The organism is Streptomyces sp. NPDC020747 (assembly GCF_044334695.1).
Taxonomy (GTDB): domain Bacteria; phylum Actinomycetota; class Actinomycetes; order Streptomycetales; family Streptomycetaceae; genus Streptomyces.
Genome location: NZ_JBIRTJ010000002.1, coordinates 400,238 through 413,770, shown reverse-complemented (window position 1 = coordinate 413,770; position 13,533 = coordinate 400,238). Strand labels below are relative to the sequence as shown.

The 13,533-nt window shown below is 69.9% G+C and carries 12 protein-coding genes; 8 read left to right on the top strand and 4 right to left on the bottom strand.

What is annotated here, in order from left to right; all coding sequences use genetic code 11:
* Positions 1 to 31: 31 nt before the first annotated feature.
* From ACH4YP_RS06915 to ACH4YP_RS06905, 3 genes are read right to left on the bottom strand one after another with little or no spacing between them, the layout of a single operon-like run.
* Positions 32 to 442 carry a RidA family protein gene (locus tag ACH4YP_RS06915; RefSeq protein WP_361069495.1) on the bottom strand — a complete coding sequence of 137 codons (411 nt, stop codon included), beginning with the start codon at positions 440 to 442 and terminating at the stop codon, positions 32 to 34.
* Entirely contained in the window at positions 439 to 1,203 is a 765-nt protein-coding gene (locus tag ACH4YP_RS06910) for an IclR family transcriptional regulator (RefSeq protein ID WP_055618584.1), read from the bottom strand. Before ACH4YP_RS06910 ends, ACH4YP_RS06915 begins: the two co-directional genes overlap by 4 nt.
* Positions 1,200 to 2,468, bottom strand: coding sequence for a PfkB family carbohydrate kinase (locus tag ACH4YP_RS06905; RefSeq protein WP_398490028.1), 1,269 nt, complete (start codon positions 2,466 to 2,468; stop codon positions 1,200 to 1,202). Before ACH4YP_RS06905 ends, ACH4YP_RS06910 begins: the two co-directional genes overlap by 4 nt.
* Positions 2,469 to 2,682: 214 nt before the next feature.
* Here ACH4YP_RS06905 and ACH4YP_RS06900 point away from each other — a divergent pair, with 214 nt between their 5' ends.
* Together ACH4YP_RS06900 and ACH4YP_RS06895 are read left to right on the top strand one after the other, a co-directional pair.
* A complete protein-coding gene (locus ACH4YP_RS06900) occupies positions 2,683 to 3,972 on the top strand; it encodes an amino acid deaminase (RefSeq protein WP_398489699.1) in 1,290 nt (429 codons plus the stop codon).
* A 9-nt stretch (positions 3,973 to 3,981) separates the two neighbouring features.
* Positions 3,982 to 5,607, top strand: a complete 1,626-nt coding sequence (locus tag ACH4YP_RS06895) for an amidohydrolase family protein (protein ID WP_398489698.1) — start codon at positions 3,982 to 3,984, stop codon at positions 5,605 to 5,607.
* Between the two features lie 15 nt (positions 5,608 to 5,622).
* Here the strand turns inward: ACH4YP_RS06895 and ACH4YP_RS06890 are convergent, their stop codons facing one another.
* The gene (locus tag ACH4YP_RS06890; RefSeq protein ID WP_361069486.1) at positions 5,623 to 6,534 is read right to left on the bottom strand and encodes a serine protease; all 912 of its coding nucleotides are present in this window, start codon (positions 6,532 to 6,534) and stop codon (positions 5,623 to 5,625) included.
* Positions 6,535 to 7,056: 522 nt separating this feature from the next.
* Here ACH4YP_RS06890 and ACH4YP_RS06885 point away from each other — a divergent pair.
* The 6 genes from ACH4YP_RS06885 (at position 7,057) to ACH4YP_RS06860 (ending at position 13,510) form a co-directional block, all read left to right on the top strand.
* Positions 7,057 to 8,268: a pyridoxal phosphate-dependent aminotransferase gene (locus ACH4YP_RS06885; RefSeq protein WP_361069483.1), complete on the top strand. Its 1,212-nt coding sequence runs from the start codon at positions 7,057 to 7,059 to the stop codon at positions 8,266 to 8,268.
* 113 nt (positions 8,269 to 8,381) lie between these two features.
* Positions 8,382 to 8,810 carry a hypothetical protein gene (locus tag ACH4YP_RS06880; protein ID WP_361069480.1) on the top strand — a complete coding sequence of 143 codons (429 nt, stop codon included), beginning with the start codon at positions 8,382 to 8,384 and terminating at the stop codon, positions 8,808 to 8,810.
* 257 nt (positions 8,811 to 9,067) lie between these two features.
* Complete coding sequence (locus ACH4YP_RS06875) at positions 9,068 to 10,144, top strand: hypothetical protein (RefSeq protein WP_398489697.1); 1,077 nt, start codon at positions 9,068 to 9,070, stop codon at positions 10,142 to 10,144.
* A gap of 12 nt (positions 10,145 to 10,156) precedes the next feature.
* The gene (locus ACH4YP_RS06870) at positions 10,157 to 11,344 is read left to right on the top strand and encodes a toxic anion resistance protein (protein WP_361069474.1); all 1,188 of its coding nucleotides are present in this window, start codon (positions 10,157 to 10,159) and stop codon (positions 11,342 to 11,344) included.
* Positions 11,341 to 12,912, top strand: a complete 1,572-nt coding sequence (locus tag ACH4YP_RS06865) for a substrate-binding domain-containing protein (protein WP_398489695.1) — start codon at positions 11,341 to 11,343, stop codon at positions 12,910 to 12,912. The genes ACH4YP_RS06870 and ACH4YP_RS06865 overlap by 4 nt, the downstream gene beginning before the upstream one ends.
* Complete coding sequence (locus ACH4YP_RS06860; protein WP_398489693.1) at positions 12,899 to 13,510, top strand: hypothetical protein; 612 nt, start codon at positions 12,899 to 12,901, stop codon at positions 13,508 to 13,510. Before ACH4YP_RS06865 ends, ACH4YP_RS06860 begins: the two co-directional genes overlap by 14 nt.
* Positions 13,511 to 13,533: the final 23 nt, after the last annotated feature.

Genomic DNA, 13,533 nt, shown 5'->3' with positions numbered 1-13,533 from the left:
GGCGCGTTGTGGGGGCGCCTTGTGGGGGCTGTTAGCCCAGTACCGCCAGCGTGTCGATTTCGATCAGCAGGCCTGCCGGGAGGCCCACGTACACCGTCGTGCGGGCCGCGGGGGGTGCGGTGAGGCCCTGCTCCTCGAAGTAGGCGTTGTAGATCGCGTTCATCTCCGCGAAGTGGTCCACGTCCGTGAGATAGACGCGGATCATCATCGCGTCGTCCCAGGAGGCGCCGCCCTCTTCGAGGATGGCCTTGACGTTGGCGAGGGTCTGGAGGGTCTGCTCGCGCAGGGTCGGGCCCGCGGGTGTGGGGGGCTCGCCCTCCACCGCGGGCAGGAAACCGACCTGGCCCGCGACCTGGAGGATGTTCCCCTTCCTGACGCCGTGCGAGAACTTGGCGGGCGGGGTGGTGTGGGTCTTGGGGGTGAGGGCGATCTTGTCGGTCATGAGCTGGTTTCCTTCGTCGGGGTCTTGCCGGAGTACTCGCCGCTGATCGCCGCCGCGGTACGGCGCACCAGTGGGAGCAGTGTGAGGAGTTCGTCGGCGGTGACGACGACGTTCGGGGCGGAGACGGACATGGCTGCGACCACGCGGCCGTCGGTGCCGCGGATGGGGGCCGCCACGCAGTTGATGGACTCCTCGTGGCCGCCCAGGTCCGTGGCCCAGCCCTGGTCGCGTACCTTCTCCAACTCCCTGAGGAACGCCGGGGCGTTGGGCGTCGAGCGGGATGTGTACATCGGGTAGTCGAGTTTGTCGGCGAACGTGTGGCGCTCGGGTTCCGGGAGGTCGGCGAGGAGCAGTTTCGCTACCGCGGCGACCGTGATGGCGACCGGTTTGCCGATGCGGGAGTACATGCGGACCGGGTAGCGGCTCTCGACCTTGTCGATGTAGAGGACCTCGCCCTCCTCGTGCACGGCGAGGTGGACGGTGTGGCCGCACTGCTCGTTGAGGCGTACGAGGTGGGGGTGGGCGATCTCGCGGACGTCGAGGTTCTCGACGGCCTCCTGGGCCAGGGCGAAGAGGCGGGCGCCGAGGCGGTAGCGCTGGTCGGACTGGCGGTAGACGAGGCCGTGTTCGTGGAGCGTGCGCAGGAGGCGCAGGGCGGTCGACTTGTGGACGCCCAGGCGGTCGGCGACCTGGCCCAGGTCGGCGGGGCCCTCGGCTAGGAGCGGCAGGATGGACAGCGCTCTGTCGACGGTCTGGCTCATGGGGTGGGTACCTCCTCCTGGGCCCGGTCTGCGGTACGCGTCCAGCCGGGGCCGAGTCGAAGTGTCCCCCACGCGTCGTCGTCCAGGGCGGCGAGGCGGTCGGCGTGGTCGCGGGAGGGTGGTGCGCCGAGGTCTCCGGGGTCGGTGAGCGCGGCGGCGGCCATGAGGTGGCCGTGGCGGAGGCGGGCTCGTGGCGGGAGTCCGCGGAGGGTCGCCGACAGGAAGCCGGCCGCGAAGGCGTCGCCTGCGCCGACGGGGGCGACCACGTCCACGTTGAGGGCGGGGGCGAAGGTGATCGTGTCGGTCTGGTGGCGCGCTGTCGTTTGATCGCTCTCGCGTTGGGTGTGCGGGTGCCGCGTCGTCGTGGGTTCACTCTCGCGTGGCGTGTACGGGTGCCGTGCCGTCGTGCGTTCGCCCTCGCTTTGGGGGTGGGGCGGGTGCGCGCCGGGGGGTGTCCGTCCTCGGTCTGGCGTGGAATCGGTCGCCTGAGAAGGGCTACCGGTCGACACGCCATCCGCTGCGGGCGGACACCCCCCGACACGCCCCCTCGCCTCCGTACGCGGGTGCGGGTTCGCGGGTGGTGCTGCCTCGAAGGCCGTGGCGCCTCGGCTGCCGTCCTTGACCACCAGTACGCGGGGCTCCGGGAGCGCGGCTCGGATCGCGGTGGGGCCGCCAGTGATGCCCCAGGCCGCCTCCGCCTCGTCCTCGCCCACGAAGACGAGGTCTGCTCCGCGGGCGAGTGTGAGGAGGATGGCTCCTGCTTTGGACGGGGTCGGCCAGAGGCCTGCTCGGTAGTTGACGTCGAACGAGATCAGGGGGCGGTCGGGGGCGGGTGCCGTCAGGGCTGTCAGGAGGGAGCGGCAGTCGGGGGAGAGTGCCGCGGTGATGCCGGAGAGGTGGAGGATTCGGCCCGCGTGGATGGCCGCCATGTCGGCGGTGGCCCTGGACATCGCCGAGGCCGCGGAGCCCGTGCGGTAGTACGCCACCTCGTGGGCGTCGGTGGAACGGTCGCTCGCCGTGCGGAAGTAGATGCCCGTGGGGCGGGTGGGGTCGCGTTGTACGGCGGAGGTGTCGACGCCGTACGCGCCGATCGCCTCGGTCAGGTGGTCGCCGAAGCCGTCGGCGCCGACCCGGCTGACCCACCTCGTGGTGTGACCGGCGGCGGCCAGTACGCAGGCCACGTTGGACTCCGCGCCGCCGATCGCCCGGTCGAAGGACGGCACGTCGGCGAGGCGGCCCGGGCGGGAGGGGAGGAACGTGACCATGGACTCGCCGAGGGCGACGACATCCACGGCCGGCGCGGGGTGCGCGGCGGCCGTGGGGGCGGGTCCGGTGGGGCTCACGATGGCTGGGGCTCCTTGGCCTTTACGGGTCTCGGCGGCTTCGTTGACCCGGCGTTGGCCGAGATGTTAGACAGCAGTAAGCGCGATACGCAATGACTGTTGCAAGGAGTGCAACGGCGAACATTTGGGAGGCTTCATGGCCGCCGATTCCGTCTCCGGCACCGGTGCGGAGCGTCTTGCCGCGCTCGCGGACGAACGTGTCGACCACCGGTTCAAGGGACTCCCGCCCGATGCCGACGGGCTCACGGTTGGTGAGCTGGCCGCTCAGCGCCGCAACCTGTTCAGTGGTGGGTTCACCACTCCGGTGCTCGCCCTGTCCGCCGAGCGCCTTGAGCACAATCTGCGGCTCATGGAGACGTACTCGGTCCGGCACGGGCTCGCCTTCGCCCCGCACGGCAAGACCTCCATGGCCCCACAGCTCTTTCAGCGGCAGATCGAGCGGGGTGCTTGGGGGGTCACGTTGGCGGTCCCTCATCAGGTGCGGGTTGCGCGGGCGTTCGGGGTCCAGCGGGTTTTCCTGGCGAATGAAGTGGTGGATGCCGCTGCTCTTAAGTGGGTTTCCTCGCAGCTCGACGCCGATCCCGGGTTTCGTTTTGTCTGTTACGTCGACTCCGTGCGTGGGGTGGAGTTGATGGACTCCGCGTTGCGGGGTGCCGTTCGGTCCGTGGACGTCGTCGTTGAGCTGGCGGCCGGTGAGGGTGCTCGGACCGGTGTGCGGACGGAGGCCGAGTGCGCTGCCGTCGCGGATGCCGTGGCGGGTGTGGACACCTTGCGGCTGGTGGGGGTCGCCGGGTACGAGGGGGAAGTGCCGGACGCCGATTCGGAGCGGGTGCGTGGCTGGCTTCGGCGGCTTGTCGCGTTGGCTGTCGACTTCGACAAGGACGGGCGCTTCGACGGACTGGATGAGGTGGTGGTGAGTGCGGGCGGCAGCGCCTGGTTCGACGCTGTGGCCGACGTCTTCGCCGGGATTCCCGAACTCTCGTTGCCCGTACTGAAGTTGTTGCGGTCCGGTGCCTACGTCTCGCACGACGACGGGCACTACCGGAAGATCACCCCGTTCAACCGGGTTCCTGAAGAGGGTGCCCTGCAGCCCGCGTTCCGGCTCTGGGCCCAGGTTGTTTCCCGTCCGTCGGCCGAGCAGGCCTTCGTCAACGCGGGCAAGCGGGATGCCGCGTACGACCTTGATCTGCCCGAGGTGCAGGTGCTGCGCTCGGATGAGGAGGAGCGGTCCGCCGACGGTGTCGCGGTCACCGGTCTGTCCGATCAGCATGCCTGGATCCGTACGGACGAAGGGGTCGAGCTTCGTGTCGGTGACTGGGTGGGGATGGGGCTCTCCCATCCCTGTACGTCCTTCGACAAGTGGGAGCTGATTCCGGTGGTGGAGCAGGACGGCACGGTCGTCGACTACATCCGCACCTACTTCTAGGAGCCCGCCATGATCGATCTCGTAGTGCGTGACGTGGAGGTTGTCGACGGGAGCGGAGGCCCCTCCTACCGGGCCGACGTGGGCATCGAGGGCGGCAGGATCACGGCCGTCGTCCAGGAGGCCGCTGCTGCCGGGTGCCTGCGGCCCGTGGCCCGCCGTGTTCTGGACGCCGAGGGGCTCGTCCTCTCCCCCGGCTTCATCGACATGCACGCCCACAGCGATCTGGCCCTGCTCCGGGACCCCGACCACAGCGCGAAGGTCGCGCAGGGCGTGACGCTGGAGGTCATCGGACAGGACGGGCTGTCGTACGCCCCCGTCGACGACCGGACCCTCGCCGAGGTGCGCAGGGCGATCACCGGGTGGAACGGCAACGGGGACGACATCGACTTCACCTGGCGGTCCGTGGGCGAGTATCTGGACCGGCTGGACCATGGTTTCGGCGGCGAGGGCATCGCCGTCAATGCCGCCTATCTGATTCCCCAGGGCTCGGTGCGGATGCTTGCCGTCGGCTGGGACGATCGGGCGGCGACTCCCCAAGAGCTGGACCGGATGCGGCAGTTGGTCGCCGAGGGGATGAGGGAGGGTGCGGTCGGGATGTCGTCGGGGCTCACGTACACCCCGGGCATGTACGCCAAGGACGCCGAACTCACCGAGTTGTGCCGGGTGGTGGCCGAGTACGGCGGTTACTACTGCCCGCACCATCGGTCGTACGGAGCCGGCGCCCTGGACGCGTACCGGGAGATGGTGGACCTTACGCGCGAGGCGGGCTGCTCCCTTCATCTGGCCCACGCCACCATGAACTTCGGTGTGAACAAGGGCAGAGGGCCCGAGTTGCTTGCGCTCGTCGATCAGGCGCTCGCCGGTGGGGCCGACATCAGCCTGGACACGTATCCGTACACGCCCGGCTGTACGACTCTCGTGGCCATGCTGCCCAGTTGGGCGAGTGAGGGCGGTCCCGATGCGATTCTCGCCCGGCTGCGGGAGGAGGGGACCTCGGAGAAGATCCGCCATCACATGGAAGTGGTGGGCGCGGACGGCTGTCACGGCGTTCCCATCGAGTGGGACACCATCGAGATCTCGGGGGTCGCCGATGCGGCGCTCGCGGAGTATGTGGGCCGGACCGTGCAGGAGTCGGCCGACGCTCGTGGCGAAGCCCCCTGGACCACCGCGCGGCGGCTGCTTCTCGACGACGGGCTCGGCTCCACGATCCTTCAGCACGTCGGACACGAGGAGAACGTGCAGGCGATCATGCGGCACCGCGTCCACACCGGCGGCTCGGACGGCATCCTGCGCGGCGACAAGCCCCACCCGCGCGCGTACGGCACGTTCCCGCAGTATCTCGGCCGGTACGTACGGGAGTTGGGCGTGCTCGGTCTGGAGGAGTGCGTCGCCCATCTGACGTCACGGCCCGCGGCCCGGCTGCGACTGCCCGACCGGGGGCTGGTCCGTGAGGGGTACCGGGCGGATCTGGTGCTGTTCGATCCGGCCACGGTGGCGGCGGGGTCGACCTTCGAGAATCCGCGTACGTTGCCGACCGGCATCCCGCATGTCCTGATCGACGGGCGTTTCGTCGTGGAGGACGGGCGCCGGACCGATGTGCTCGCGGGGCGGGCGGTGCGCGGAACTGCTCCGTGACCGCCCGCCGCGGGATCACGGCTTGGGCAGGGTGCACCCGCTCGCGCTCAGGTCGAGCTTGTTGTCGACGCCGAAGCACGCCGGGATCTGGTAGGTCTCCTGGGCGTAGTTGATGCCCGCGCGGACGGTCACGTTGCCGCTCTCGTCGACCTCACAGGGGTTGTTGTCGGTGCAGCGACCGCCGTCCTCGTTGCCCGTGTTGTTGACGGCGACGACGTTGCCGGTGGCGTTGTCGACGACGGGCGAGCCCGAGGTGCCGCCGATCGTCTGGCAGGCCGAGGTGTAGCGGACCGAGTCCTTCCAGGTCCAGGCGCCTTCCTTGAGCCGGTAGGCGAAGCCGTCGACGTTGCAGGCGTAGGTGCGCTTCCAGTAGCCCGAGACGACCGTGATGGCGGTCCCGGCGACCGGGTGCGTGTCGTTCAGCGTCAGCGGGTTGATGTTGTACGAGCTCTTGATCTGCGCGTACGTGGTGGTGAGCTGGTACAGCGAGACGTCCGTGTCGGTCATCGTCGCGTACGCGATCTTGCTGGCCCGCAGCGTGGCGACCCGGCTGCCCGCGGCGTTGAGCAGGCCGAAGGTGCGGCTGGACGCCTGGTCGACGATGACCTCACCGGCCGCGGGGAATCCGGTCTCCAGACAGTGGCCGTTGGACATGACCATCGCCGGGTCGTTGTCCTCCGAGCCCGGGAAGCGGACGACGGAGCCCGAGCAGTTGCTGAGCGAGACGGTGCCGGCGAAGTCGACGGCCTGGACGGTCGGCGCGGTGATCCTGGACACGGCCGCCGTCGTGGAGGTGACGGCGTCTCTGACCACCGACGTGGCGGTGTCCGTGTCCACGGCCGCGGGCTCGGGCGCCGCGACCGCGGGTGCCGCGCCCGCCCCGGCTATCACCAGGGCGAAGAGCGCGGCGCCGAGAGGCTTTCTCATGTGGGGGTCCCCTCATTGTGACTGGGGCGGCCGGAGAATCTCCGGCCGCCCACGGGTCTGTCATGCACATTGTGAAGTGCGAGGGGGGTGTGGGCAAGGAGTTGCCACCGGCGCGGCCAACCTGACCAGGACGGCTGCCACTTGAGCGCTTGCCCGCCGGTCGTCCGGTTCATGCTCGGCGACCTCCGGTTCGGTCCGGCGCATGTCCGGCGGTCGCTTGCCGTCTCGGTGGCGCCGGGGCCGGCTCGTTCCGCGAGTGGTACACGATCGGCGGTGTCACGGGTCCGCCGTTTTGCCAGTGCGCGCCGGACGTCTTGTGCGGCGCCCGTGCCGGTCGTGCTGTTCGCGGCGTACGCCCCGTTTTCGCGCTCGGGTGGCCTCCGCAGGGCGGCGGACCGCAGGGGCGAGAAGGGGCGGGAGGGGCCGGTGGGGCTGCCGTCGGCGATATCCGGCCAAACCGGCGCGTCTCACGTGGTGGAAAACACGGCCCGAGGGGCGTTACCGGGCCGTAAGCTCACGGACATGCAGGTGATCCAGTCGACCAAGCTCGCCAACGTCTGTTACGAGATCCGGGGCCCGGTGCTCGAGGAGGCGATGCGGCTCGAAGCGGCTGGGCATCGCATTCTCAAGCTGAACACGGGGAATCCGGCCGCGTTCGGGTTCGAGTGCCCGCCCGAGATCCTGGAGGACATCCTCCGCAACGTCTCGTCGGCACACGGGTACGGCGACGCGAAGGGCCTGCTGGCGGCACGCCGGGCCGTCGTCATGCACAACCAGACCCTCGGCATCGAGACGGACGTCGAGCACGTCTTCATCGGCAACGGCGTCTCCGAGCTCATCGTCATGGCGATGCAGGGGCTGCTGGACGACGGCGACGAGGTGCTCGTACCGGCGCCCGACTACCCCCTGTGGACGGCCGCCGTGTCGCTGTCCGGCGGTACGGCCGTGCACTACCGGTGCGACGAGCAGTCCGACTGGATGCCCGATCTGGCCGACGTGGAGCGGAAGGTCACCGACCGCACCAAGGCGCTCGTGATCATCAACCCGAACAACCCGACGGGCGCGGTCTACGACGAGGCGATGCTGCGCGGGCTGACCGACATCGCCCGCCGCCACAACCTGCTGATCTGCTCGGACGAGATCTACGACAAGATCCTGTACGACGAGGCCACGCACACGCCGACCGCCAAGGTCGCCCCGGACCTGCTGACGCTCACCTTCAACGGGATGTCGAAGGCGTACCGCGTGGCCGGCTACCGGGTCGGGTGGATGTCGATCTCGGGGCCGCGGGCGCACGCCGACTCGTACATCGAGGGGCTGACCATCCTCGCGAACATGCGGCTGTGCGCGAACATGCCGGGTCAGCACGGTGTGGTCGCCGCACTGAGCGGGCGGCAGACGATCAACGAGCTCGTACTTCCCGGCGGGCGGCTGCGGGAGCAGCGGGACGTGGCGCACGCGCTGCTGACGCAGATTCCGGGCGTGACGTGCGTGAAGCCGAAGGGCGCGCTCTATCTCTTCCCGCGCCTCGATCCGAAGGTCTTCAAGATCAAGGACGACCGGCAGCTGGTCCTGGACCTGCTGCGGACCGAGAAGATCATGGTCGTGCAGGGCACGGGCTTCAACTGGCCGGAGCCCGATCACTTCCGGGTCGTCACCCTGCCCACGGCCCGGGACCTGACGGACGCCGTGACCCGGATCGGGAACTTCCTGGACGGGTACGGCCAGCCCTGACGCCCACTCGGTCACACTCCGTGGCCGCACGGCCCCCTTTTCTGAACCGGCTCAACTTTAGACGAAATCTAAGCTAGGATGGTTTCCTGTCAGAGCACAGGAGGCCATCTCCCATGTACGAACCGATCCGCACCAAGTCGGTCCACACGATGGCCGGCACCGCCGACTTTCCCCACCGGTCGCGCGAAGAGGAGCTGGACATCCAGCTCGCCGGCCACCTCGCGGCACTGCTGGCCGTGACCGACGAGCTGCGCGGGATCGAACCGTCCGCCGAGCTCGATGTCGCCGCCGAGCGGCTGACCGGGCAGGTCGCGCGTCTTCGCGGGGGCCGTCCGCCGGTCCGCGCTTCGGTCACCGGTGCCGGTACCACCGCCGAGTCCGCCCAGGTCGCGGCGCTCCACGAGCGGGCGCACGCTCTCGCGGGCCGCGCCCTCGTCGTCGCGGCGTCCCGCGCCGACACGGCGGCCGCGATCCTGGCCGCCGAGCGCATGGACGCGCACACGGCGGCCACCGAGGCCCGCCGCACACTCACCGCCCACTGAGCCTCCGGGCTCGCGCCTCCCGCTGAGCCTCCGGGTTCACGTCTCCCGCTGAGCCTCCGGGCTCAGGCCGAGCCTTCCGGCTCCCCCGATCGGCCCCGGTCCGCGTGCACCCGCAGCGACGCGCGGACCGGGTGCCATTGCGCTCCGCCGGTGCCGGTACGGAACGGGCTGATCCGGTTGCGTACTGGGATCGGGTCGTCACCCCGCGTTCACCCGGAACCGTGGGGAACGTTGGGTTCCGGGAGCAGGCTCCGGGTGTGAGACGAATAGTCGCCATCGTCCTGGCGGTGTTCCTGATCGGCGGAGTTGCAGCAGCCGTCGTCGCGGGCCGCGAAGAACAGGACAAGAGCACGGCAACGAAGACCGTGCTGGGAGTGATCGGATCGGAGAAGGCCGAGTTCTTCGCCGACCCCGACGTGGTGAAGGCCCTCGCTGCCAAGGGCTACACCCTGAAGACGGAGACCTCCGGGTCCTGGGCCATGGAGGGACTCGACCTCAAGGGGTACGACTTCGCCTTCCCGTCCAGCCAGGCCCCCGCCGACGAACTGGCCGCAAAGTACGGCGTACGGCAGCCCCTGCCGCGCCCCTTCTACTCGCCCCTCGTGGTCTTGGCGCACCGGAGCGCCGCCGCGGTGCTGGCCGACAACGGGCTCGCGACTCTGCCGGCCAAGGGCAACGGCACGCTCAGGATGGCCCCCTACCTCAAGGCCGCCGATGCCGACCGGACCTGGCAGCAGCTCAAGGGGGCAGAGCGGCACGGGGAGTTGAGCGGCACGCTCTTCATCTCCACCACCGATCCGACCAGTTCGAACTCGGGCGCGCTCTACCTCGCCGCCGCCTCGTACGTGGCCGACGGCGGCCGGGTCGCCGACGGCACCGCGGCGGTCAACCGCACGGCACCGCTGATGCGCAAGCTGATCAGCGTCCAGGGCGCCCAACAGACCAGTTCGGACGCGGCGTTCAGGGACTTCGTCAGCGGCGTCGGCAATCCGCTGGTCCTCGTGTACGAGTCGCAGGTCGCCTCGCTGCTCGCGCAGGGCCAGGACGTCGGGGACCTGACCGTCCTCTACCCCGACACCACCGCGAACAGCGACCACACCGTCGTCCCCCTCACCGACGAGGGCCGGGCGCTCGGTGAACTCCTCGGCACGGACCCGGAGTTGCGGAAGCTCGCGGTACGGCACGGGTTCCGGCCGCAGGGCACGAGCGCCGAGTTCACGGCGGCCACCGCCGCCCACACCACGTATCTCAACCAGAAGCTGACCGGTGTCCGGCAGTCGCCCGTGCCCGCCTCCAAGGTGCTGCACGAGATGGCACGCCGGGCGCGGGGCTAGGGGGAACTGCACGTGAGCAACCAAGTGAGCAACACCGAAGACACCTTTGTACTGACACCTCCTCAGGCCGTCGCGGCCGTACCGAAGGAGAAGGCCGGCGGACTCGTGCCGGTCGACGAGTCCGTCGTCGCGGACATGGCGCGCAAGGCCGCCGAGTACGTCGACGGGCTGGCCGCGCTCGACGCCCGCTCCCCCGAGTTCGCGGGGAAGATCGGGGAGATCGTCGGCCTCGGCTCCGGTGAGCTGCGCGGCGCCGCCGCCCAGTCGAACCGCATGCTGGATCGCACGATCCGCAGCCTGCCCGCCAACGGCGAGGACGCCCAGTCCCGCGTCTCGTCCTCGCTCGTCGAACTGCGGCGCACGGTCGAGGACCTGGACCCCCGCGACCTGCCCGGCGGCAGGGCCCGCAAGCTGCTGTCCCGGCTCCCCGGCGGCAACAAGCTCCGCGACCACGTCGCCAAGTACGCCTCCGCGCAGGGCACGTTGAACAGGATCGTCGGCTCGCTCCGCGGCGGCCAGGACGAACTGCGCCGCGACAACGCCGCGTTGCAGACCGAGCGCGTCCGCCTCTGGGACTCGATGGGCAAGCTCCAGGAGTACGTGGTCCTGACGGAGGCCCTGGACGCGGCGGTCGAAGGCCACATCGCGGCGGTGGAGTCTCAGGATCCCGCCCAGGCGGACACCCTGCGCGCCGACGTCCTCTTCCCCGTCCGGCAGAAGCACCAGGACCTGCTCACCCAGCTCGCGGTGTGCGCCCAGGGCTATCTGGCGATGGACGTGGTCCGGCGCAACAACGACGAGCTGATCAAGGGCGTCGACCGCGCGGCCACCACGACCGTGTCCGCGCTGCGCATCTCCGTGATGCTCGCCTCCGCCCTCGACAACCAGCGCAAGGTCGTCGAGCAGGTCAACGCCCTGCGCGGCACGACGGAGGACCTCATCCGCGGCAACGCGGAGATGCTCGCCACGCAGTCCGGCGAGATCCAGCGCATCGCCGCCGACCCGGCCGTCGGCGCGGAGACCCTCCGCGCGGCCTTCCAGCAGATCTACCAGACCCTCGACACCATCGACACGTACAAGGCCCGGGCCACCGAGTCCATGGCGGCGACGGTCGAGTCCCTGACATCGGAACTCCAGCACGCGAGCGCGTACTTGGACCGTTCGAGGTCGAGGGGCGCACTGGAAGGTGGGCTCGCGTGACGAGATACGGCGCATGGTCTGTGCCCACCCACCGGGCCGCGGCCGCCATCGCACTGGCAGTGGTACTGGTGACGGCAGGATGCACATCGGCAACGGAAGAGCCGGGCCCCTCCAACAAGCCGGAACCCGGCACCCTCCGCATCCTCGCCTCCAGCGAACTCGCGGACATGAAAACCGTGTTGGACCAGATCCAGCAGAACACCGGCATCAAGGTCCGCCCCACCTACATGGGCACCCTCGACGCGGTGAACCTCCTGGCGAAGGACAGGGCGAAGGACACGTACGACGCGGTCTGGCTCTCCTCCAACGACTATCTGCGCCTCAACCCCACCGCCGCGCGGCAGATCGTGTCGGAGACCCCGGTCATGTCCAGCCCGGTGGCCATCGGCGTGAAGAACGCCACCGTACGAGAGCTGGGCTGGAAGCCGGAGAACGTCACCTGGGCGGACATCGAGGAGGCGGTGGCGGACGGCAAGCTGACGTACGGCATGACCGACCCGTCCCGCTCCAACTCCGGCTTCTCCACACTCGTTTCGGTGGCCTCGGGCCTCTCCGACGCCCAGTCCGCGCTGACGGACAAGGACGTGCGGCAGGCGACGCCCAGGCTGGCGGAGTTCTTCAAGGGACAGAAGCTGACGTCCGGTTCGTCGGGCTGGCTGGCGGAGGCGTACGACCGGCGCGGTGACGTGGACGCGCTGCTCAACTACGAGTCGGTACTGAAGGCGCGCAAGGACCTCACGGTGATCCGGCCGCGCGACGGCGTGGTCACCGCCGACTATCCGCTCTCCTCGCTCGCGTCCACGGGCCAGGAGGTCCGTGACGACGTCCGCCGCCTCACCGAGGCGCTGCGCGCGCCGGAGACCCAGCGGCTGATCACCGACCGCACGCTGCGCCGCCCGGTGGTCGCCTCGGTCCCGCCCGCGACGGGCCTGGACACCACCCGCCGACGCGAACTCCCTTTCCCGGGCAGCCGTTCCGTAGCCGACGGGCTCCTGGACGCGTACGAGAACAAACTGCGCCGGCCTTCCCGGACCGTGTACGTCCTCGACACCTCGGGCTCGATGCGGGAGGACGGGCGGCTCGACCGGCTGAAGAAGGCGCTCACCGATCTGACGGGCGACTTCCGCGACCGCGAGGAGGTGACGCTGATGCCGTTCGGCTCGGCGGTCAAGAGCGTACGCACGCATGTGGTGCGGCCCGAGAACCCGCGCTCGGGGCTCGACGGGATCCGCCGCGACACCGAGGCGCTCACCGCCGACGGGGACACCGCGATCTACACCTCGCTGGAGAAGGCGTACGAACATCTGGGCGCCGACGACGACACGTTCACGTCGATCGTGCTGATGACGGACGGCGAGAACACGGCGGGGTCGAGCCCGGCGGCGTTCGACGGCTTCTACAGCCGGCTGTCGGGCGGCGAACGGGACATCCCCGTCTTCCCGATCCTCTTCGGCGACTCCGACCGGGGCGAGCTGGAGCACATCGCCGAGCTGACCGGCGGCCGGCTCTTCGACGCCCAGAAGGGTTCGCTCGACGGCGCCTTCGAGGAGATCCGTGGCTACCAATAAGAGCAACAAGCTTCTGGGTTACTTGGAGTCCCGCAAGAACCTCACCGGCAGCGCCTGCGGGATCGTCGGCCTGGCGCTGACGTTCGCGGGTGCGGCGGGCCCGTACTGGCCGGTGGTGGTCGCGGGCCTGTACGGCGCGGGGGCGCTGGTCGCGCCCCCGGAACGGCCGCCGGTACCGGACTTCCCGGACCCGTCCGCCCAACTGGACGAGCTCCGGGGCGACTTCGGCAAGCTGCGCGCATACCTCGCCGACGTCGACCTGCCACCCGCCGCGGCAGGACACCTCACCGAACTGTCGGACCTGCTGACCGCACTCCTGGACCCCGGCTGGGTCGCCGAGGTCCTCGCCCAGGACCCGGAGGGGGTCCACTCGCTGTCCCGGGCCGTACGGCAGGACATCCCGGAGGCGGTCGACACGTTCGTACGGACCCGGTGGTGGACGCGGCTGACGCCGGGGGCGGAGCCTCCAGAACGGCATCTGGAGCGCCAACTCGCCGTGCTACAGGACGAGTTCGGTGGGTTGGCGGCGGGCCTGCGAGACATCGAGGCCAAGCGCCAGGAGTCACTCACCCGCTATCTGGAGGACCGCTCCAACTGAAACACCATCGGTCGCGGGCGGCA